The 23676-nt window shown below is 73.2% G+C and carries 7 protein-coding genes; 5 read left to right on the forward strand and 2 right to left on the reverse strand.

What is annotated here, in order from left to right:
- The first annotated feature begins 14 nt into the window (after window positions 1-14).
- Both B7R87_RS25755 and B7R87_RS34180 read left to right on the forward strand, forming a co-directional pair.
- Entirely contained in the window at window positions 15-8648 is an 8634-nt protein-coding gene (locus tag B7R87_RS25755) for a proprotein convertase P-domain-containing protein (protein ID WP_130585273.1), read from the forward strand.
- 254 nt (window positions 8649-8902) lie between these two features.
- A complete protein-coding gene (locus B7R87_RS34180) occupies window positions 8903-9799 on the forward strand; it encodes a CHRD domain-containing protein (protein WP_130585274.1) in 897 nt (298 codons plus the stop codon).
- Between the two features lie 78 nt (window positions 9800-9877).
- Here the strand turns inward: B7R87_RS34180 and B7R87_RS25765 are convergent, their stop codons facing one another.
- Window positions 9878-10840, reverse strand: coding sequence for an SCO0930 family lipoprotein (locus tag B7R87_RS25765; protein WP_006346111.1), 963 nt, complete (start codon window positions 10838-10840; stop codon window positions 9878-9880).
- A gap of 331 nt (window positions 10841-11171) precedes the next feature.
- Window positions 11172-12854, reverse strand: a complete 1683-nt coding sequence (locus tag B7R87_RS25770) for a hypothetical protein (RefSeq protein ID WP_130585275.1) — start codon at window positions 12852-12854, stop codon at window positions 11172-11174.
- A gap of 161 nt (window positions 12855-13015) precedes the next feature.
- Between B7R87_RS25770 and B7R87_RS25775 the strand changes: the two genes are divergently transcribed.
- The 3 genes from B7R87_RS25775 (at window position 13016) to B7R87_RS25785 (ending at window position 23659) form a co-directional block, all read left to right on the forward strand.
- Window positions 13016-18628 carry a hypothetical protein gene (locus tag B7R87_RS25775; protein WP_006346109.1) on the forward strand — a complete coding sequence of 1871 codons (5613 nt, stop codon included), beginning with the start codon at window positions 13016-13018 and terminating at the stop codon, window positions 18626-18628.
- A gap of 130 nt (window positions 18629-18758) precedes the next feature.
- A complete protein-coding gene (locus B7R87_RS25780; protein WP_006346108.1) occupies window positions 18759-19055 on the forward strand; it encodes a WXG100 family type VII secretion target in 297 nt (98 codons plus the stop codon).
- A 62-nt stretch (window positions 19056-19117) separates the two neighbouring features.
- The gene (locus tag B7R87_RS25785) at window positions 19118-23659 is read left to right on the forward strand and encodes an FtsK/SpoIIIE domain-containing protein (protein ID WP_130585276.1); all 4542 of its coding nucleotides are present in this window, start codon (window positions 19118-19120) and stop codon (window positions 23657-23659) included.
- Window positions 23660-23676 lie beyond the last annotated feature (17 nt).

A 23676-nucleotide genomic window follows, 5' to 3' on the forward strand; every position in this document is an offset into this window, starting at 1 on the left:
GGGAGGCGGCCGGGATGACGTTCTCAGACACCGCCGTGCGATTCCGTGTGGGCACCGTCGTCTCGGTCGCCGCCCTGCTCGCCGGCCTGCTCACCGCGGCCGGGCCGGCCGCCGCCCGGGAGGCCGGAGCCGCCGTCCGGCCCCCGGCCGCCGCGGCCCCGCAGAGCACGAAGACCGGACCCGCGGCCCCGCAGAGCGCGAAAGCCGGACCCGCGGCCCCCGCGAAGGCGAGGACCGCGGTCGAGAAGTCCGCCGGGGAACGGGCCCGGCGGAGCGGGAAACCCGTCGAGATCACCGAGCTGCGGACGCCGGAGAGCACGGTGTTCGCCAAGCCGGACGGTACGTTCCGCGCCACCGTCCACCGGCAGCCCGTCCGGGTCCGCACCGGCGAGGGCTGGGTGCCGGTCGACGCCACGCTCACCGTACGGCCCGACGGGACCGTCGGCCCGAAGGCCACCGTCGTCCCCGTCGCCTTCTCCGGCGGCGGCGACCGGGCCGCGCCCCTGGTCCGGGTCCGGCAGAAGGACGGCGAGTTCGGACTGGACTGGCCCGGGAAACTGCCCGTGCCCGTCCTGGAGGGCGATACCGCCGTCTACCGGTCCGTACTGCCCGGGGTGGACATCCGGCTGACCGCCGAGGCGAGCGGCTACACCCCGGCCCTGGTCGTCCACTCCGCGGCGGCCGCCCGGGACCCCCGGGTGCGCGCCCTCCGCTTCGGGTTGCACCGCAAGGGGACAGCCGCCGCGACCCCGCCCAGCACCACGGCCACCGCCGTACCCCTGGACCGCGGAGCGGCGGACCCGGCACGGGACGGCACGGCACGCAAAGCCGGACGGCAGCCCGCGGCAAAGGCGGCGGGACGGCTCCCCGTCACCCCGGTGCCCTGGCAGGTGTCCCGGACAGCGGTCCGGGTCGGCACCGGCGCCCTGGCCGGAGCGGTGCCCTCCACCGCGTACCCCCTGATGGTCGAAGGACCGGTCGAGCGGACCAAGCGGCTGCACTGGATGCTGCTCTCCCACAACACCCGCACCGGTGTGAAGGCGACCTACTGGGACTCCACCCACATCGGACAGGTGGGCCGGATCCTGAACGACGATCTGCGCTGGCGCTCCTACTACGAGATGGACACCACGGTCTTCGGCGGCAAGCGGATCATCACCGCCAAGTTCGCCGTCTTCCAGTACTGGGCGGAGTCGTGCACGCCCAAGCCGGTGGAGCTGTGGCACATCGACCGGATCACCTCCGCCACCACCTGGGACGCGACGGTCTTCCACCGGAAGCTCGGACAGTCGTCGCTGGGGCACGGCCACGACGAACAGCGGTGCGGGGGAGCGCCCATCGGCTTCGACGTCAAGGACCTGATGATGGAGGCCGCCGACCGGCGGTGGCCCACCACTTCCTTCGCCCTGCGGGCCCAGGAGAACCCGGACTCCTACGCCGCCCGCAAGTTCATGGACCGCTGGGCGCCCAACCACGCTCCACCGGTGATGGCACTCATCGTCGACTACAACACGGTCCCCGACCGGGCCGCCGATCTGACCGTCGGAGGCAAGAGCTGCGCGGCGGGCGAACCCGTGATCGGCCAGACCACACCGAAACTGACGGCCACCGTCACGGACCCCGACACGGTGCGGCACAACATCGAACCTTTCGCGGTGTTCCGCTGGTGGGAGGGGGCCGGGGCACCGTCCGGACAGGTCTTCCGGGCGGACCCGACCGAGCGGAAGAAGGGATCGGCGGAGCTGGACCTGAAGGCGCATCAAGCCCTCCAGGACGGTGTCACCTACACCTTCGGGGTCACCGTGGACGACAGGGTGGACGCCAGCGACGGCCGGCCGTGGTGCACCTTCACCGTCGACCTCACCCCGCCGACCACCCCACCGCTGATCACCTCGGTGGACTTCCCCGCGGCGCCCGCGGCCGGACCGCCCCTGTACACCGCGGGCAGGTTCACCGTCGACGCCCGGGGCGACTGGGACACCAGCGGATTCCGGTACGGATTCGGGATGGACGCGCAGTCGATCAGCACCGAACTGTCGGTCGGCACCGATGTCCCCGGGGGCACGGCGGTGATCAGCCATACCGCGGACCAGAAGACCGGAGCCTTCTCCACCAGCCTGCCGATGCTGCTGAAGGTGGTGCCGGTGGACCGGGCAGGGAACAAGGCGGAAGCCGAGGCCGTCTACGCCTTCAGAATCTCCGACCTCATCAAGCCGAACACGGCCTACGGTCTGTGGAGCGGCCGCTTCACCGGCGGCGGGGAGCTCGCCGACGGCCCCCTGGGCGGAAAGAACCAGCCCCGGTTCGACGCCGCGGTCTCCGGCTCCGTCACCCCCACCGCCGACCGTGCGGGCAACAACCCCGGCGCCGCCCGGTTCGACGGGGCGACGGGACACGCGGTGACCGCCGCCCCCGTACTCCAGAAGACGGCGCAGAACACCTTCGGCAGCTTCACCGCCATGGGCTGGGTGAAGCTCGACCGTACGCACACCGCCGCCACCGTCCTCAGCCAGGACGGCACCGACCAGAGCGGCTTCGCCCTCCGCTACCACCCGGCGCCGCGCTCCTGGGAGTTCGCGATGCCCCGCGGCGAGACGGGCACCGTGCAGGGCACCGCGACGGCCCGGTCGATCGCCTACCCCCAGACCGGGGTCTGGACCCATGTCGCCGGGGTGTACGACCACACCGCCGGGCGGCTGAGGCTGTACGTCAACGGACAGCAGGCGGCCGAGACCGCCCACACCAGCACCTGGTACGCGGCCGGGCCGACCGTCCTCGGCCGGGCCAGGTCCGGTGGGCTGCCGCGGGAGTTCTGGCCCGGCGATCTCAACGACCTCCAGCTCTACCCCTGGGCGGCCTCCGGCTTCGAGGTCCGGCACCGGATGAACGTCCGGACCGCCCACGGGCCCGAGGCGCGGTGGTCGTTCGACGAGGGACTCGGCCGCACCAGCGCCGATCTCTCGGACCAGGGGCACACGATCTCCCTCCGCGACGGCACCACCTGGGCGAGTCCGGGCCGCTCCGGCTCGGGCCGCGCGCTGCGGCTGGACGGACGCCAGGCCCACGCCTACACCGCGAGCCCCGTGGCGCAGCGCAGCCCGCAGAACACCCTCGGCAGCTTCACCGCCGCCGCCTGGGTCCGGCTGAACGGTCCGGCCGCCCCCGCGGCGGCGGTCAGCCAGGACGGCCGCCACGACAGCGGTTTCGTCCTCGGCTACTCGGCGGCGGCCCAACGCTGGACCTTCGGAATGAACCCGGCGGACGCACCCGAAGACACACCCGGCGTGTACGCGACGTCCTCAGCCGTGTCCCAGACCGGCGTCTGGACCCATCTGGCCGGGGTGTACGACCACGGCGCCGGGACGATGACGCTCTACGTCAACGGCAGACCCTCCGGAACCGCGGCGCACCGCTCCGGCTGGTATCCGGACGGAGCGCTCCAGGTCGGGCGGGCGAAGACCAACGGAACGCCGGACGCCTACTGGCCGGGGGTCGTCGACGACGTCGGGATCAAGGGCGAGGCACTGTCCGCGGCCGGGGTGAAGACGCTGGCGGGCGCACCGGAGTTCGCCCCCGGGGCCCGCTGGACCCTGGACGACACCCCCGCCGACGCGAAGGGGAACGGCCATACCCTCGCGCTGGGCAGCGGCACCAACTGGACCAGTGGAAAAAGCGCCGGCGGTCTCGCCTTCGACGGGCTGGAAGGCCATGCCTACACGGCGGGCCCGGTGGTCCGCCCCGACGCCGGGTTCACCGTCGCCGCCTGGGTGAAGCTCGACGTCATCGGCCGTACGCAGACCATCGTCAGCCAGGACGGCACCGACCGCTCCGGGTTCCGGCTGTCCTATGAACACGATCCGGCCGGTCCGGGGGCCTGGACCTTCGGTATCACCGGCAATGCGCACACCGGCGGCACGGTGCCCGACAAGGTCCTCAAGGCGACCACCGTCCCGAGAACGGGCACCTGGGTTCATCTCGCGGGCGTCTACCGGACGCCCAACCCCAGGGAGGACGAGCAGACGGGGGAGATGAAGCTGTACGTCGACGGGCGGCTCCAGGCTTCCGGCCCGTACACCAGCGTCGCGGTCGCCGGCGGAGTGCTGGCCGTCGGACGCGGTCAGCGGGGCGGCGGGGCGGTGGACGCACTGGCCGGCACCGTCGACACCGTCGAGGTCCGCCCCGACTCCGTGGAGGCCGATGCCCTCAGGGAGATGGGGGACCTCGAAGTCCGGGCCTTCATCAACAGCCAGACCACGCCGATCCCCGACCTGGGCGTGGTGGACAGCTCCCTGCCGGTTGCCAACCTGACCTCCGACGCGGTCGAGCGGCTGAAGGTCGACGTCGACATCGAGCACACCTACCAGGGCGATCTGAAGCTGGAACTGCTCGCCCCGGACGGCACCGTCTATCTGCTGGAGGACCTGCGGGGCAGCGGCGACGTGGACAGGACGACGAGGAGCTACGACCTCAACGCCGCCGCGGAGACCGCCAACGGCAGCTGGACCCTGCGGATCCACGACACCGTCATCGGTGACACCGGGATGCTGAAGAGCTGGGGCATCTCGGCTCCGTACCACGAGAAACCGCCCCCGGGCGTGCCCTGGGTCCCCCGCAACGGCTCCGCCTTCCAGGTCGGCGCAAACACCACCACCTCACGGTCGGTGACCGTCACCGGGCTGGTGGGCAAGGCCCCCAAGAACCTGACGCTCACGCTCAACCCGGAGCACGCCTACGCCGGTCCCGGCATCAGGATGGTCCTGGTCGAACCCGCCCCGGCCGGGGGCGGACAGCCGAAGGAGCACACGCTCTACGACGGTTCCCGCCCGCCCGCCACCGGTCCCGACGCCTGCACTTCCTACCAGCCGGATCCGTACATCCTGAAGAAGAGTTACGTCGTGGACGCCTCCGGGGCACCGGCGAACGGCGACTGGACCCTGAAGTTCATCAACTCCTACTCCGGTTCGGGCCCGAACATCCTGGGCTGGAGCCTGTTCTCACCGATCAGCCAGGCCGAGCCGACCAGAGCCCCCGACACCAAATTCGCCAACCCCGACAACAAGCCCATCACCAGCTGGGAGACCAACAGCTACGTCTACCCCTGCGGGCTGCCCGGCACCGACGCCCAGGACCTGCGGGTCACCGTCGATATCCGGCACCCCAGCCGGGGCGATCTGAAGCTGGAACTCAGCGGGGCGTCACGGACCCTCCTCCTGGAGGACGTCCCCGACTACGACACGGGGGACGACGTCCGCAAGACGTACACCCTCCACGGGGTCGCGGTCCCGCCCGACACCGACTGGACGCTGGTGGTCACCGACAGCAGGACCCCGTACGCGGGGGAGATCAACGAGTGGAGCGTGCAGGTGCTGCCCAGCACCCCGGCCGTCTTCAAGGACGGCTGGAAGGGCGAGAACCTCACCGACGTCCCCATCGCGGACGACGCCTGGAGCGAATCACCGATCACCGTGGAGACCGTGCCCGACAAGGGCACCCAGGCACCGAAGGCCTGGCAGGTGGCGGTCGCCCTCAAGCACACCCACCGCGGCGATCTCGCGCTCTATCTGGAGGCCCCGGACGGCGAGGCCTACCTCCTGGAGAACCTCACCAGAGGCGGTGGCGACGCCGACGACCTCACCAAGACGTACACCGTCAACGCCTCGTCGAAGAAGGCCGAGGGGGTGTGGAAGCTCCGCGTCCTGGACGCGGTCTGGGGCGACACCGGCATCATCGACTCCTGGAGCCTGACCCCGGCCTCCTTCGCCACCGCCCTGACCACCACCCCGGTGAAGTTCGCCGATCTGGCGACCGCCGAGAGCCCCCTGACCATCGCCGACGAACGGGGCAACGCGCCCAACGGGATGCAGGTCCAGGCCTCCATCGCCCACACCCGGCCCGACCAGCTCGTGATCACCCTGCTGGCACCGGACGGCTCCGCCTATGTCCTGCACGACAAGAAACCCGTCATGGGACCGGTGTTCGCGGTCGATGCCTCCACCGAGGCGCTCAAGGGGACCTGGAAGCTGAAGGTCCAGGACACGATCGCCGGGGAGGCCGGGTCCATCGAGTCCTGGGGCTTCGTCATGGCACCGCAGGTGGCCTGGGCGGAGCGGACCGGACCCGGGTTCGCGGTGCCCGACTCCGGTACGTACACCGGCACCGGATACAAGTACGTCAACGGGATCGCCGGGAACGCCCCGGCGGACCTGCGGATCTCCGTCTCGACGACGGCGAACCCGGGCTACCTGGACCTGGTGCTGGTCTCGCCCGACGGGACCCGCTTCCCGCTGCACAAGAAGGAAGGGACCTTCCCCGCGTACTGGACGGTCAACGCCTCCGGGGAGCGGGCCAACGGCTCCTGGGCACTGGAGGTGGCCCGGCCCGACTGGTGCTGCTCCTCGACCCGGATCGACTCCTGGAGCCTGTGGTCACCGGTGAACCGGACGGCGAACACGCCGGGACCGGTCGACAAGTTCGCCAACGGGACGGACAGCGCGATCCCCGACAGTTCCTGGAGCCCTGCGACCAGCACGGTCCATGCGGCCGGTATCCCCGGGAACGGGGCCCTCGACCTGAAGGTCACCGTCGACATCCGGCACCCCCGCCGCGGCGATCTCCAGCTGGTGCTGGAGGGCGACACCACGTACCCGCTGGAGGACGTCCCCGACACCGACACCGGCGCCGACGTCTTCAAGACGTACGAGCTGCGCGGGGTGGCCGACCGCGCCAACCAGAGCTGGACCCTCAGGGTCACCGACACCCTCACCGGAAACGCCGGAACCATCGACGGCTGGGCCCTGCAGATCCTTCCCAGCCCCCAGGCCACGGTGCCCGCGGGCTGGCGTGCCGAGAACCTCACCGATGTCTCCGTCCCCGACGACGGCACCGCCGAATCCCCGGTCACCGTCGCCGGGCTGGCCGGGGTGGCCCCGAAGGACTGGGAGGTGTCCGTCGCCCTCCGACACACCTACCGCGGCGACCTGCTGCTCCATCTCGTCGCCCCCGACGGCACCGCCTACCTCCTGGAGGACCTGGCCCCCGGCGGCGATACGGACGATCTGACCAAGTCCTATGTCGTCAACGGGTCGTCGGAGTGGGCCGACGGGGTGTGGAAGCTCAGGGTCCGGGACCGGGTCTGGGGCGATACCGGCCATATCGACGCCTGGAGCCTGTCCGCGTCCCCGACGGGCACGCCGGTGCCCGCGGTCGCCTGGCCGGAGCAGAACGGCTCCGCGTTCACCCTGCCTATCAGCAGCCCGAGTGTCGCCTCCTCGTACAAGACGGTCACCGGCATCGCCGGGAACGCCCCCGCGGAGCTGCGAGTCTCGGTGTCGACGACAGCGAGTCCGGGGGACCTGGAACTGGAACTGGTGGCTCCGGACGGCACCCGCTACCCCCTGCACAAATGGGGGGCGACCATCCCCCCGTACTGGACCGTGGATACCTCGTCCGAGACCGCGAACGGGCAATGGGAGTTGTGGGGCAAGGGACATGCGTCCTGCTGTGCGGCGTTGACGATCGACTCATGGCGGCTGTGGTCGCCCGTCGACCGGGCACCGAGCGCCGCCGGGCCGGTGACCAAGTTCGCCAACAGCACCGACCAGGCCATCACCGACGGGGACGGATCCGGCAACTGGATACGGGCCCAGGTCACCGGGATCACCGGAAACGCCCCGGCCGATCTGCGGGTCGCCGTCGACATCGTCCATCCCCGCCGCGGAGACCTCGTCCTCACCCTGCAGGCCCCCGACGGCACGTCCTACCCCCTGGAGGACTTCCCCGACACCGACACCACCGCCGATGTGTTCAAGACCTACATCGTCAACGCCTCCGCGGAAGTCGCCAACGGGTACTGGTACCTCGTCGTCCGGGACAACAAGACCGGCAGCACGGGCACGGTCGACGGCTGGAGCCTCAACATGGGCGGGCTGCGGACCGTGGTCCCCGGCACCCGGTTCGAGAACCCGGCCGACGTCGCGCTGGTCGACAACGGCACCGCCGAGTCGACCGTGTCCATCTCCTCCATCACCGGCCGGGCGCCCGCCGGGCTGAAGGTGCAGACGATCGTCCGCCATCCGCACCGCGGCGATCTGAAGCTGGAGCTGATCGCCCCGGACGGTACGCCCTATCTGCTGGAGAACCTGACCGGCTCCGGTGACGCCGACGACGTCGTGGACGAATACAGCGTCGACGCCTCCGAGGAACAGGCGGGCGGGACCTGGAGACTGCGGGTCGTCGACGGGGCGCTCGGGGACACCGGGCTGATCGACTCCTGGAGCCTGACGTTCCCCGCGCCGGTGAAGTACCACCGCAACGGCACGGTGACCGTCCCCGACGCGGGGGCGCCCGCGGTCAGCCAGATCCCGGTCCTGGACCGCCCCGGGAACGCGCCCGCCGATCTGCGGGTCGTCGTCGACGTGCGGCATCCGCGCCGGGGCGATCTGATCCTCCATCTGGTCGCCCCGGACGGGACGGCGTATCTGCTGGAGGACGTGCCCGACGCGGACACTGCCGCCGATGTCCGGCAGACGTACCGCGTCGACGCATCGGCCGAGGGGGCGTCCGGCAACTGGTCACTGCGGGCCCAGGACACCAGGACCGGCAGCAGCGGGAACGTCCAGGCGTGGAGCCTTCAGTTCGGAGGACCGTAGGCCGTTTCTGCGGAGACCGCGGCTCAGGGCCACTGAGGGGGAAGAGGGGTGTCGGCCGGGGGCCGGGTGAACCGGGGGCGCGCGTGGCGCGTGAACGGGGTGCCCGGGATTCCGGCCCGCCGCCGCACACCCCGTCGAGCGGGGGCAGGCGCTGTTCCGGGCGCCTGCCCCCGCTTCCGTACGCCCGGATCCCCATGGTTCCGGCACCGGGAGCGGGGTACTCACCGGCCCGCCTCCCCGAAGGAACCCACACCATGCCGATGCCCGCCCGCCGCCGGATCCTTCTCGCCGCCCACGCGGCCCTGCTCACCGCCGCCGTGACCGCCTGCGGCAGTACGAGCACGACGCCACCGGCCACCTCCGCCCCCGGGCCCGTCACCCGGCAGGCGCCCCCGGCCGCGGCGGCGGGATCCTCGCTGATCGCACGGCTCGGCGGTGGACAGGGGGCCGGAGCCGTCGCCCTGCTGCGGAGCGACGACGACCGGATCGTGTTCTCGCTCACCTGGAACGGATTCACCGCACCCCGGTCCGCCACCCTCCTCGGCAGCGACGCACGCCCCCTGGCCGAACTCTTCGGCGGACCGCTGCCCCAGGGCGCCCGGGCCGCCGCCGGGCGGGTGACGGTGACCGATCCGGCGCTCGCCGAGAAGCTGCGGGCCAGGCCCGGCGACTTCGCCGTCTCCGTCGCGGCCGACGGGCTGCCCGGCGGCACCCTCGCCGGGCCCGTCGCCGCCTCACCCACCCCCGTCGACCCGCTGGGCGTGATCCCGGGCGGCACCCTGCGCGCCCTCGCCGACGGACGCCAGGAGACGGCCGGCGGCGGACCGGCCGCGCGCGCCGACGACGACGCCAGGACCACCGTCTCCCTCAGCCCCGGCAACGGCACCCTCGGCTACGCCCTGGCCTGGGTCAACCTCGAACCACCGACGGCGGCCCACCTCCACCGGGGCGCACTCGGCCGCACCGGCCCGGTCGCCGTACCGCTGATCACCGCACCCCTGCCGCCGACGCTGATCGCCGTCTCGGGCACGGCCGAGGTCGAGGACACCGCTGTCCTGCGGGAACTGGCCGCGGCCCCGGGCGGCTTCTACGCCGATCTGCACACCCGGTCGTTCCCCGCGGGCGCGGTCCGCGGCCAGGTGTTCCGCTGACCGGACCCCGAAGCCGGGGAAAGGGGCGGGGCGGTTCCTGTGATGGGAACCGCCCCGCCCCTCGCCGTACCCCGGCCGCTACTTGGCCAGTGCGCCGTCCGCGCGGACCGCGAACCAGGTGCCGCCCACGCCCTGCCCCTTGGTCTCGCCCGGTGCCTTGTCACCGGTGAACCAGTACAGCGGCCAGCAGTCGACGGTGAGCTGCCGGGTGCCGTCGGGGCGCTTGTACTCGATGATCAGCTTCGGGTCGATGCCGGTGGCCTGCGCGACGGCGGCCTTGTCGAGCATCTTCGCGGGCCGCCAGGTGTCCAGGCACGGGCCGGTGCAGTTGGACTTCATCGGCCAGTCGGTGTCCTTGGTGAAGCGGTAGAGCGTCCGGCCCTTGCCGTCCCGGACGATCGGCCCCAGCTTCGCGTCCTTGCGGACCGAGAGCGGCGGCAGCGCCCCGGCCGCGTCACCCGTACCCGTACTCGTATCCGAGCCCGTGCCGGATCCGGCGGCGGCGCCCGCCTTGGCCTTGCTTCCGTCGGGGGCGGCCGCGAACCAGGTGCCGCCGACGCCCTGGCCGTTGGTCTGCCGCGGCGCGGTGTCCTTGGCGAACCGGTAGAGCGGCCACCCCTTGAGCGTGAGCTGCTGGGTGCCGTCGGCGCGGGTGACCTTGCCGAGCAGGGCCGCGTTCATCCCGTCGGCCGCCCTGGCATCCGCGGCGAGCACCGGCGGCCAGGCCTTCGCGCAGTCGCCTTCGCAGACCGACTTGGGCGGCGAGGCGGTGTCGCTGTCGAAGCGGTAGAGGGTGAAACCGGCGCTGTCGGTGACCACGGGGCCCAGCGGCCCGCTCGTCCAGATACTCAGCTTCCCCGCGGTGACGGGCCGTACCCCGGCGGCCTGGGCCGTACCACCGCCGGCCGGGGCCGCCGCCTGGGCGGCACCGGCCTTCTTCGCATCGCCGCCGTCCTTGGTCTCGCCGCCGCAGGCGGTCAGCAGGACGAGCGCGGCCGCGGCACCGGCCGCCGTCACCACGGTGCTCCGGAGATTGCGCATGATGGTCCCCTCGTTTCTTCGTCGGTTCTTCGCTGGTTCTTCGTCGTCCGGGCCGCCCCGGGGGCCGGGGAGGAGGCCGCCGGCCTCCGGGGCGGAGTCTGCCGAGCCGTCTCGGGACTCCCCGCGGTCCGCGTCCCTTCTGGCTTCCGGTGCGGACTCGCCATCAACACGGCCCGGGAATACGGGCGGTTCAGCCGGTCGAAGGGAAATGCAGATTTCTTTTCCGGTCCCTTCCGGAAGACTTCCCGGGGAAGGGAGGAGAGGGATTTCCGGTACGCCGGAAACGCCCTCGGCGAAACGAGCCGGGGCGTATTCCGGAAAAGGTCAGCCCCTAGATTCGGTCCGCCGCGGTCGGCTGCGGGGCCGGGACCGTCACCCGCAGGCCCAGCACCCCGAGGTCGACCGTGCCCTCGGGCTCCGCGTACCACCGCCAGTGCGCTCCCGGTACGTCTCCGGCCACCAGCGCCGTCCAGCCGCCGCGCGGCGACGCCAGTTCGGCCAGGGCCCGCGCCTCGTCGGCGTCCGGAGGGCGCAGCACCAGCAGAAAGCCCGCGACCGCGCCCCGGCCGCCCGGTGCGCGGACCAGACCCAGACCCAGGCCCTCCGCCGCCTCGAAGACGGCCTCGGGCGCCCGGTCCCGGACCTCGGCCAGCGACCGGATCCGCACCAGTCCGTGCAGCCCGGGCAGGGTGTCGGCACCGGGGTCGACGGCCACCACCACCGTGTTCTGCCAGGGGAGTTCCAGCAGCCCGTGGGCGAGCGCGGCGACCGTGTCCCGGGCCACCCGGAGATCGCCCCGCACACTCAGCGCGCCCCTGATACCGCCCAGGCCCACCATGATCTGGGCGCCGTGCTCGTCGACACCGACCCGGGCCAGATGGGGCAGCGCCGGTCCGGAGACCGCGTCACCGCCGGCCTTCGGCCTTCCGAGCGCCTCGGGGAGGCCGTCGCGCCGCCAGCTGTACGGGGTGACCTCGGTCCACGGCAGCGGCGCCCGGTCCGCGCCCGATACGGCCACCAGCAGCCCGTTGTCCTCCACCCGGACGGTGTGCACCTGCGGCGGGGCCGTGTCCCGGGCCAGTTCGTCCAGTGCCCCGCGGACCACGACCGGGGTACGGCTGTCGGCGGCGAGCCGCCGGGCCAGAGCCGTCCGGCGGCGGCGCCGCAGGGCGAGGGCGAGCGGGCGCGGCAGGCGGGGCCGCAGCATCCGGCCGGTCCGGCGCAGCCCGCGGCCCGCCGCCCGGAGCGCCCGGGCCAGTGCACGGCGGGCGATGATTCCCACGGTCAGCGCCGCGACCCCGGCGACCCCGCCGACGAGGAGCGGCAGGGGCACCCGGTCGCCGATGGACGCGAAGGGGTTGGCGGAGTTCGCGGCGCTCGTGGAGCGGGTGACGGCCGGTGCGGTCCCCGTGCCGGGCGGGGCGCCCGTCCCCGCCGGGGCGCCGTTCTCACCGGGCAGGGCGCCGAACTGCACGTCCTGGCCTTCGGCGTCGGCCGGCAGCCGCAGCGCGAAGCCGGGAACGACCTGTTCGGCGCCGAGGAAGAGCTGTCCGTCGGGCAGGGCGCGGCCCGTGTTGAGGACCAGGATCTCCTGGAACCGGTCGGGGTCGCCGAGGGTGCGCCCGGCGATACCGGCCAGGTCGTCCACCCGGCCGCCGTTCTCCTCCGGCGATTTGACCACGTAGTACTTGCTCAGTTCATTCGCCAGTTCAGTGGCCAGTTCAGTGGTCAGTTCTTTGGCCGGGGCGAGTCCGGGTGGCAGCGCGGGCGCGGCGGCGGGCGCCGGTCCGGGGGCTGCGAGCGGTGCGGCGGGTACGGCCGCCTGCGCGGGCGCGGGCAGCAGCAACAGCGCGCCGAAGGCCAGCACCGGCAGTGCCGCGCGCGCTCCACGGCGGCCGTTCGCCCGGAGCCGTACCGCCACGGCATGCGCAGCCGCAGCCGTAGTTGTAGGTGCGGCAGCCGCCGCTGTCCCGCCGCGCCCGTACCCGGGCGCTTCTCTGGGGTCGTCCCGCATCTTCCGTCTCCTCCTCCGCCGGTGGCCGTCGTGCTCGGGGGAGCACACGGGCTCCGCCGCGAACCGGTTCAACGGGCCGTTCCGGGCGGTGCTGAACCGGTCGCGGCGGCCCGTACGTGACTTGGCTCGGTGACCGGACCAGGAGGCCAGGAGGCGGGCAGATGCCGCGACGACACACCACGGGCTGGGAGGTCCTCGGCTTCGGCGAGGACCCGACGCCCGGGAACCCGGACGATATCCGCGTCCTCGCGGGGACCTACCGCGAACTGGGCGACCAGGCCGGGGAGGGCGTCGAACTGCTCCGCGGCGACGGGCGGATCCGCAACGGCAAGGGGCAGGCGATGGACGCCCTCCGGGAGCGGATCCGGGAGGTCCCCGGGATGCTGGAGCGCACCCGTGACTCCTTCCGGCGGGCCTCCGACGCCTACCGGGACTACGCCGGTGAGCTGGAACAGGCGCAGGGCATGCTCGACGAGGCGATCGACATCGGGCAGGCCAACGAGGCCCTGGCGAAGACCGAGGTGCCCGCGTCGGCCCCGGACGCCGCACCCGAACAGGTCGCCGCCGACGACGCCGAACGGGACCGGGTCGCGGGGGCCCGGGCCGAGCTGGACCGGGCCGTCGCCCTCGGGCGGCAGGCCGAGTCGCTGCGGTCCGGCGCCTCCGGCCGGGCCTCGGTCACCCTGCGGGACGCCGCCGACGACGCCATCGAGGAACGCGACCCCCTGAAGAAGATCGGGGACTTCCTCGCCGACAACCCGATCGTCGAGCTGATCGCCGGGATCGTCATCGGCATCATCTCGGTGTTCTTCCCCGTCATCGGGATACTCCTCGGTGCTGCGCTGCTCGCCTTCTCGGTGATCCGGATGGTCTCCCAGGGGAAGATCGACGTCGGTGAGCTGCTGATCAACATCCTGACCCTGGTGCCGGGCGGGGTGCTGCTCGGCGCCCTCGGCAAGATCGGGGCCTCGGTCGCCAAGGTGGCGAAACTGGCGCCGCTGCTGGCCAAGTTCGGCAAGGGGACGGGAACGATCTCGGCGGCCGTGACCAAGGCGCTCCAGGGGTCGACCGCCTTCCGGAAGTTCTTCGGCCCGCTCGGCAAGGGGATCGCCGGGCTGAAGACCAATCCGGCACTTGCCCTGGCCGGGAAGGTCGCGGTCGACGCCGGTACCGATTTCACTCTGGGACTGACCGCTTCGGCCATTACCGCGGGCGTCGAGAAGAAACCCCTGGACGTCAAGAACGCGGTCATCGGGGCGGCTATCGGGGCCGCGCTCGCCGGTGGTTTCGCCGCTTTCGGCGGTACGGCGCTGGCGAACAACGTCAAGAACGCCTTTACGGTGAAGGGGAAATTCAAAAGCAATATCGACAAGGCTTTCTCGAAGCAGAGCTTCGGCTTCGGGCCCGACGGGAAGTTCGCCTTCGGGAACCTGCTCTTCGTGGACGGGGTGGGATTCCCGCAGAAGACCGGATTCCACGGTCTCAAGGGCAAGACGTCGTCCAGCGCCGAGACCGGCGCGGTCTCCACCAAGATCACCACTCCGGAGGGGCTGGCGACGGAGACGAAGATCGACCCGGGTGCCCAGAAGCCGCCGCAGGACGGGGCCGCACCGCCGCCGGTCGTCACGGCGAAGACCACGACCCCGGACGGGTTCACCTCCGAGACCGGGGGCGGCATCAACACCATCACCTCGCCGGAGGGCGACACGGTGGTCTCCGACGGGACCACGACGACGGTGGAGACGCCCGTTCCGCAGGGCAAGAACCCGCTGACGACGACGTTGACGCCCGACGGCTTCACCACATCGGGGCCGTTCGGCGAGATCTCGAAGGGGCCGGACGGGACGACGATCGCGGGGCCCCGGCCGCCCGTACCCGAAGCCCAGGCCCCCGGCAACGGAAACGACGGCAACGCCAACGCACCCGGCAACGCCAACGCACCCGGCAACGCCGAAGGGATCGGGATCGGCAACAACCCGGTCAATGTCCCGGGCGCGGGCAACGCGGGCCCGGCGAACAACCCGGGCAACGCCGGTGACGGCGGCCAGCCGCCGCAGCCCCCGCCCCCGGCCCCTCCGAAGTTCGTCATCGACGCCGACGGCATCGGCACGCCCGGCGGTGGTCTGTCCGCCGGGGACAACGGCAGCTTCAACACCGTCACCACCGACACCGCCACCATCACCAACGAGAACAAGGTGATCGACGTCTTCGACCGGCCGGGCCCCGGCGACGGCGATCTGCCCGTGGTCTCCTTCACCCCCGGCACCGGCGCGATCACGGTCAACACCCCCGGCGACCACACCCTGACCACCACCCCCGGCAACCCGGGCCAAGTGACCGTCGACACCAACCAGGTGGACCTCGGAGCCAACGGCGGGATCACCTTCACCAACGGCGGCAACGGCCAGACCGTCACCCTTCCGCCGCCCGGTGCCACCGGCCCCGTGACCGTCCAGGACGGCCCCACGACCACGGCCATCGGCCTGGACGGCACTGCCACCGTCACCACCCCCGGCGGCCCCGCGACCTCCCTCGGGGCCAACGGATTCTCCACGAGCACCGGCGGCGCGAATCCGACCACCGTCGTCTTCGACGGCCCCTCCGGCACCCTCGGCGTCACCCCGGGCGGCGGTCCGAAGGTCACCGTGGACCCGGCGGGCGGTTTCGCCGTGGGCGGGGTGAACGGCACCGGCCCCGGCACCGGAACCTTCGGCGGGCCCGGCGGGAGCGTCGGCTTCGGGCCCGGCGGTCACACCCTCACCCCACCCGGTACGGACGGGGTCCCGTTCACGGTCGGGCCCGACGGCTCCTTCACCGGCGGCGGTATCCAGCAGGCCCCCAACGGCGCCGTCACCACCGGCGGAACGCCCTTCCCGACGAAGATCGCCCCGCCCGACGCGAACGGCCACACCGTCGTCACCTCCAACGGCCTCGACCTGACCGTCGGGGACGGCGGCGAGCTGACCGTGAAGGTCTACCAGCCGGGCGGCGAGATCACGGTGGAGCAGTACGGGGCCCAGCCCACCCTCACCCAGCCCGTGAACTTCGGCGACGCCGCCATCGGCGTCGACGCCACGGGCGGCCCGGTGATCACCGTCGACGCCGGGCAGGGCACCGTACTGACCGTGAACGGCGGTGTCTCCACCGTCGCTTCGGGCCCGTTCACCACCACCCACGGGCCCGGCGGCCTCAGCACCACCCTGCCGGGGATTCCCGGGACCGGGGGAGCGCCCGGCACACCGGGCGGGACGGTCTCCACCGGCCCGGCCGGCCCCACCACGATCACCCAGGGCCCCACCACAGTGACGACGAACCCCGTCACGGGCACCACCACCGTCAACAGCGGTACGGGCGGGCCGACCGTCACCGTCACCCCCGCCGACGCCGACGCGAACACCCCGCTCACCGTCACCACTTCGGACGGCACCGCCTCCACCCTCACCGACGGCGGGGCGCAGACCTCCTTCGACGGCGCACCGGTGGCCTCCGCGACCGTCGAGACCACCGCGGACGGCCCGGCCACCACCAGCGCGGCACCCGCGGGCGGCCACACCACCGTCACCCATGGCCCCGCCCACACCACCGCGGCCGACACCGACGGCGGGTTCACCGTCGACGACACCCAGGGCATCCAGTCCGGCGGGGCCACCATCGCCACCGGGACGGACGGCACCGGACTGCCCGCGGTCTCCGTCACCACGCCCGCCCCCGCGGGCGGAGCCGCGACCTCCACCGTCAACGGGAACGGCATCACCTCACCGGGCGCCACCGTCCAGACCCCCGCAGCGGGCGGTGTCGTCGTCACTCCGACGCCGGGCGGGGGCGCGGCACCGACCACGGTCGGCATCGCCCCGGACGGTGCGCTGCACATCCAGGGGCCCGGCGGCAGCACCGCCGATATCGCCCCGCTCGGCGACGCACCGGCCCAGGGCCCGAACCAGAACCCGGGCGGCGGGAACCCCGGCGGCGGGACCGTCCCCGGCGCCGCCAAGGTCACCAACGCCGACGGCGACACCATCGCCACCTCCGGCACCACCACCACCGTCGTCCAGAACGGTTTCACCACCACCTTCACCGGCGACGGGGCCAACGGCACCACGGTCACCACCGTCCACGACAAGAGCGGCACCGGGCATACGATCGCCGCCGACGGCGGACTCACCGTCCTGAACCCGCCCGGCCAGGCCACCATCACCGCGACCAGCACCGGCGGCACCGTCGTCACCCCGCCGAACACCGGCCCCTTCCTGGGCCATCCGGAGCTGGCGGGCGGCGGCAACACCCTCTCCAACGGGCAGAACGGGCAGCCGGGACCGACCGTCACCACCCCCGGCAGCGACCCGGTCGTGGACCCCGGCAGCACGGTCGTCCACCACCCCGGCCAGGTCAACGGCCTCGACGGTGTCGTCACCGTCACCCACGGCCCGGCCACCGGCTCCTTCGCCCCCGGCGGGCCGACCGAACTCAATCCCTCCGGAAACCAGGTGGGCGGGCAGACCATCGACACGGCGGGCAACCCGGTGGGCGACCAGCCCGGCCAGACGAAGATCAGCACCGTCACCGGCGACGGCCAGGGCCAGATCTCCGTACCCGCCTTCGACGGCGCGGGCACGCTCCAGCACGGCGGCTTCTTCGGCGGCCCGACCACCATCGACACCGGCACCACCACCATCACCAAGACCACCGACGGCAACGCCGAGAACGTCAGCACCCCGGGCCAGAAGTCCGGTGTGCTCGACGGACCCGCCAACCCCGTCGCTCCGGCCCCCAAGAACCCGCCCGTCTTCACCGTCGGCGGCACCGACACCAACGGCCCCGGCGTGGAAATGCCGCTCAAGGGCGGCGGAGCCACGGTCCACGGCGGCGACTTCGACGTGAAGGCGGTCGGCGGCGGCTCCTTCGAGGTCTCCGTCCCCGGCGCGACCGGCGGCGGAGCCCAGGACTCCGTCGTCGTCAACGCCGACGGCAGCCTCACCGGACCGGGCGTCGTCCAGCCCCCGGCCGCCCAAGGCGGACAGCTGCCACCGCCGACCATCACCCTCGGCAACGGCGCCGTGGTGACCGCGGGCACCCCGCCCACCTTCACCCCGCCGGCCAACGGCGGCACCACCACCCTCACCTTCAACACCAACAACGGCACCGCCACCACCCACGACCCCGCCACCGGGATCACCATCGTCCAGCAGCCCGGCGGCACGGCCGAGTTCCAGAACACCGCCGGAGGGCAGAACACCACGCTGACCCTCACCCCCGGCGGCGTCAGCGGCACGGTCACCACCACCGGCGGCAACCAGCCGGGCACGTACACCGTCGAAGCGGGCAGCAGCGGCGCCGCGCAGATCACGGACCCCGCGGGGCAGCCCGTCGCGCTCGACCCGGGCGGCTCCTTCCACGAGCAGCACTCGCCGTCCCACGACTACGACGCGCACGTCAACGCGCCCACGGCCACCACCGAGTACCACGAGTACGGGTACGAGGCCGCCACCAACGTCATCAAGGGCGTCCTCAGCAGCATCGTCAACGTCGCCCACCAGGTGAACAACCAGGGCGCCGACTTCGACACCGCCGTGCAGAACGCGGCCGTCGGACTCGGCAACGGCGTCCCCAACGCCCTCGCCAACAAGGCGCTGGAGAACAAGTACGGCTTCAAGACCGGCGGACTGGAGACCGCGCTGGCCGCCATCCCGACGAAGACCATCCACAGCCTCGACAACAACCAGGACACCGGCTACGTCAACCCCAAGCCCGATCCGGCCCTCACGTCCGGCGGCTGAGCAGCCCCCGCGGGACTGAACCGGACCGCCCGTCCGCACGTGTTCCCGGTACCCACCCGCCGTCCGGCCCGCCCGGGGCCGGACGGACGGCCCGGGCACCCACCACCCCACCCGATTCCGGAGGAACCCCATGGCCGACTACATCGTCAACGACGAGAAGCTCAACCAGACCGCAGCCAGCACCATGAACCAGTACGACACCGCCGTCGCCCAGCTCCAGGCCATCCAGACCGAGCTGAGGTCGCTCGCTGCCGACGGCTACAACACCCCCCACGCCAAATCGGACTTCATCCCGTTCGTCGAGGAGTTCTTCCGCGGCTACGACTCCGTGGTCCAGGGCCTGGTCGGCATCTCCAAGTACGTCAAGGCCGTCGGGGACGGCTTCTCCCAGCTCGACCGGGACCTCGGCGCCAGCCTCCGCGGCTGAGCCGCACCCCTGCCCCCGGGCCTGCGGCCCGCAGTCCCCCAGCCAGCGCGAGGAGGAGCACCATGCGGCTCACCGTCACCGTGGCCGACCCCGATCCCGCCCCCGACGTCGATACCGAGGGTCGCAGCGCGGATTTCCTGATCGACACCGATCCCCGGGTGCCCGCCGGTGATCTCGCGGCGGAGCTGTTCCGGCAGTTGCACGGCCGCCCCGCGGCCACCGCGCCGGTGCTCCATCTCGGCGCCGAGCCCGTACCCGCCGACCGGCCCGTCGGCGAGGCCGGACTGCTGCCCGGCGGGGTCCTCGGCCTCGGCGCCCCGCTGCCGCTGCCCGGCCGCGAACCGGACGGCACCGCCGAACTGCGGGCCGTCGGCGGCGCGGACGCCGGAGCGGTGTTCCGGCTGCCGCCGGGGGAGTACGCCGTCGGGGCGGACGTCTCGTGCACCGTACGGCTCACCGCCGACGGCCTGCCCGGAACGGCCGCCCGCCTGCGGATCGGCGCCGACGGCAGCGCCGAGGTCCGGTCCGTACCGGCCGGGGCGGAGCCCGTACCGTACGGAGCGGAGCCGGTGCCGTACGGAGCGGAGCCGGTGCCGTACGGGGACGGCGCCCGGTCCGAGCGGCACACCGTCCTGCTCGACGGCGAACCCGCCCCCGACTGGACCCCCTTCCCCGTCGGCGGCATCCTCACCGCAGGACCCGTCCTCCTCGAACGCACCGAACCCTCCCGCCCCGACGCCGCCCTCCAGCGCTCGGACGACGGCACCGGACTCGACTACAACCGCCCGCCCCGGCTCCTCCCGCCGCCCGTGCAGGACCGCTTCCGGATGCCCGGGCGCCCCGCGAAACCGCCCCGGAGCCCGCTCCAACTGGTGATGATCTTCGCCCCGCTGCTGATGGCCCTGGTCTTCGTCGTGGTCCTGGGCAACGCCCGGTTCCTGATCTTCGGACTGCTCTCCCCGGTGATCGCCCTCGCCTCCCAGCTCAGCAGCAAACGCCGGGGCAAGGAGAGCTACGAGGACCAGCTCAAGGAGTACGAGGCACGCCGCGCCCGGCTGGACCGCGACGTCGCCGCCGCCGTCACCGCCGAGGAACGCGCCCGCCGCGCCGCCTGCCCCGACCCCGCGGCCGTCACCCTGATCGCCACCGGCCCCCGCCAGCGGCTCTGGGAACGCCGCTGGCGGGACCGGGACTTCCTGCTGCTCCGGCTCGGGGTCGCGGACCGGCCCGCCCATCTGGAGCTGGAGGACCCCGACGAGGCGGAGCACCGGCGCAGGATCGTCCGGACCACCCACGCCGTCCCGGTCGCGGTGCCGCTGCGGACCGCGGGGGTCGCCGGAGTCGCCGGGGGAGCGGCCGCCGCCCCTCTCGTACGGTGGCTGATCGGCCAGGCCGCCGCCCTGCACAGCCCCTCCGATCTGCGGATCTGCGTACTCTCCGGCAACCGTGACCGGCTCGGGGACGCCGACCGCTGGTCCTGGCTGCACTGGCTGCCGCACGCCGCCCCCCTCGGCGACGGTCTGCTCGGCACGGCGGGGACGTCCGCCGAGTCCACCGGCCGCCGCATCGCCGAACTGGCCGTCCTCGTCGCCGCCCGCCAGGAGGCCGGAGACCGGGCGCCGCGCGGCGGGGCGGCCGGGGAGCCCGATGTCCTCGTCGTCCTCGACGGCGCCCGGCGCCTGCGGTCGCTGCCCGGGATGATCCCCCTGCTGCGGGAGGGCCCCGCGTTCGGCGTGTACTTCCTCTGCGTGGACGAAGAGGCCCGGCTGCTGCCCGAGGAGTGCCAGGCCGTCGCCGTGGCCGACGCGGGCGGCCCGGGGCGGCTCCGGGTGGAACAGGCCGACGCCGACCCCGTGGACGACGTCCTCATGGACGCGCCCGGCCCGGGCTGGATCAACGGGATCGCCCGCTCCCTCGCCCCCGTACGCGACGTCGGGGACGACACCGAGGAGAGCCTGCTGCCGGTCGCCGCCCGACTGCTCGACGTCCTGGGCCTGGAGCCGCCGACCGGCGACGCGATCGCCGCGGGCTGGACCGCCGGGGGCGGCCGGTCGACCCGCGCCGTCATCGGGGAGGGCGTCGACGGCCCCTTCGCGGTCGATCTGGCCGCCGACGGCCCGCACGCACTGATCGCGGGCACCACCGGCGCCGGGAAGTCCGAACTCCTCCAGAGCCTCGTGGCGTCGCTCGCCGTCGCCAACCGCCCCGACGAACTGAACTTCGTCCTCGTCGACTACAAGGGCGGCAGCGCCTTCGCCGAATGCGAGGACCTGCCGCACACCGTCGGCATGGTCACCGACCTGGACACCCACCTCGTGGAACGGGCCCTGGTGTCACTGGGCGCCGAACTGAAACGCCGCGAACGCATCCTCGCCGCCGCCGCGGCCAAGGACATCGACGACTATCTGGAGAAGCGCACCCGCACCCCGGGGCTCGGGCCGATGCCCCGGCTGGTGCTGGTCATCGACGAGTTCGCGTCGATGGTCCGCGAACTCCCCGACTTCGTCACCGGACTGGTCGGCATCGCCCAGCGCGGACGCTCCCTCGGCATCCACCTCGTCCTCGCCACCCAGCGGCCGTCCGGCGCCGTCACCTCCGACATCCGCGCCAACACCAATCTGCGGATCGCGCTGCGCACCACCGACACGGGCGAGAGCCGGGACATCATCGACGCCTCCGAAGCGGGACGGATCTCACCCCGCACCCCGGGCCGTGCCTACGCCCGCCTGGGCCACGCCGCCCTGCTGCCGTTCCAGACCGGCAGGATCGGCGGCCGCCGGATCCAACCGACCGCCGCGACCGCCGACGAGCCGGACCCGCCCCGGGTCACGGAAATGGCATGGGAGCTGCTCGGCGAGCCACCGGCCCCCGCCCCGGCGGGGGAGCGGACGGCAGTCGTCCAGTCCGTCACCGATCTCGCGGTCCTCGTCGAAGCGGTACGGGAGGCCGCGGCCCGGCTCGACCTGCCCGAGGCCCGCCGCCCCTGGCTGCCGCCGCTGCCGGAGCTGCTGACCCTCGACGAACTGCCCGGGCCCGGCGCCCCGGACGCCCGGGACGGGTCCCTCGCCCCCGTCCCGTACGGCCTCGTCGACCTGCCCGACGAGCAGGACCGCCGGCCGCTCCTCCTCGACCTCGACACCCTCGGCCACCTCCATCTCATCGGCTCGCCGCGCGGCGGCCGGTCCCAGCTGCTGCGCACCCTCGCCGCCGCCGTCGCCCGCGCCCACAGCAGCGCCGACGTCCATCTCTACGGACTCGACTGCGGCAACGGAGCCCTCGCCGCCCTGGCCGGGCTGCCGCACTGCGGAGCCGTCGTCGACCGCTCCCAGTCCGAACGGGTGGCCCGGCTGCTGACCCGGCTCGCCGAGGAGACCGCCCGCCGGCGCACCCTCCTCGGCCGTGCGGGCACCGCCGACCTCACCGAACTGCGCCGGAGCCTGCCGGACGCCGAACGGCCCCCGCACGTCCTGCTGCTGATCGACCGCTTCGAAACCTTCGAGAGGGACTTCGGCGCCTATGACCAGGGCGCCGTCCTGGACACCCTCCTCGCCCTGCTCAGGGAGGGCGCGAGCGCCGGAATCCATGTGGTGATCACCGGGGACCGGGTGCTGACGCAGAGCCGGTTCGCCGCCACCACCGAGGACAAGCTGGTGCTCCGCCTCAACGAGCGCAACGACTACGCGATGGCCGGGCTCAGCCCCCGTACCGTGCCCGCGACGATGCCGCCGGGCCGTGCGATCGACGTACGGACCGGCCGCAGCACCCACCTCGCGCTGATCGCCCCCGACCCCGCCGGAGCGGCTCAGGCGGAGGCGCTCGCCGCCCTCGCCGAGCGGGTACGGGACCGGGACACGGCCGTCCCCGCGGCCCGCCGCCCCTTCCGCGTCGACCTCCTCCCCTCCGAGCTGAGCTTCGACGACGCCTGGTCGCGGCGCCCCGCCGAAGCCTCCCCGCTCTGGGCGATGGCCGGAGTCGGCGGCGACGAACTGACCGCGATCGGCACCGACCTCTCCCGGGTGCCGTCGTTCCTGATCGCCGGACCGGCCCGGTCGGGCCGGAGCACGCTGCTGCTCACCATGGCCCGCTCCCTCCTCGCCCACGGCACCGGAATCGTCGTCGTCGCGCCCTTCGCCTCCCCGCTGCGTGCCCTCGCCGGACGGCCCGGCGTCGCCGCGGTGTTCACCGAGGCCGACCCTTCCGTCGCCGCGTTCCGGACCGCGCTCGGCCGGATCGACAGCCCCGCGGGCGCCGTCCTCGTCGACGACGCCGACATGCTCATCGGCGCCGAGATCGACGGCGATCTGTCGGCACTCGCCCGCGGCAGCGCCGGGGACGGCTGGGGACTGGTCGTCGCCGGGAACAACGAGGCCCTGTTCAGCGGAGTGCCCGGCTGGCACGCCCTCGTCCGCCGCAACCGCTGCGGCGCGCTCCTCGCCCCGCGCGCGCTGGGCGACGGCGAGATCCTCGGGCTGCGGGTGCCGCACGGGCTTCTGGGCGCCGACACCGAACCGGGCCGCGCCCATCTCCACCTCGGCGACGGCCGGTTCCGTACGGTACGGGTCCCCGCCCCGGCCCCCGACGGCGCCGCCGTACCGACGGGCTGACCCGCCCGCCCCGCACG

The sequence above is a fragment of the Streptomyces tsukubensis genome (assembly GCF_003932715.1).
GTDB lineage: Bacteria > Actinomycetota > Actinomycetes > Streptomycetales > Streptomycetaceae > Streptomyces > Streptomyces tsukubensis.

Bases quoted from the DNA above. Each gene is read 5' to 3' on its own strand.
- B7R87_RS25755 (WP_130585273.1), top strand. From the start codon at position 15: ATGACGTTCTCAGACACCGCCGTGCGATTCCGTGTGGGCACCGTCGTC.
- B7R87_RS34180 (WP_130585274.1), top strand. From the start codon at position 8,903: ATGCCGATGCCCGCCCGCCGCCGGATCCTTCTCGCCGCCCACGCGGCC.
- B7R87_RS25765 (WP_006346111.1), bottom strand. From the start codon at position 10,840: ATGCGCAATCTCCGGAGCACCGTGGTGACGGCGGCCGGTGCCGCGGCC.
- B7R87_RS25770 (WP_130585275.1), bottom strand. From the start codon at position 12,854: ATGCGGGACGACCCCAGAGAAGCGCCCGGGTACGGGCGCGGCGGGACA.
- B7R87_RS25775 (WP_006346109.1), top strand. From the start codon at position 13,016: ATGCCGCGACGACACACCACGGGCTGGGAGGTCCTCGGCTTCGGCGAG.
- B7R87_RS25780 (WP_006346108.1), top strand. From the start codon at position 18,759: ATGGCCGACTACATCGTCAACGACGAGAAGCTCAACCAGACCGCAGCC.
- B7R87_RS25785 (WP_130585276.1), top strand. From the start codon at position 19,118: ATGCGGCTCACCGTCACCGTGGCCGACCCCGATCCCGCCCCCGACGTC.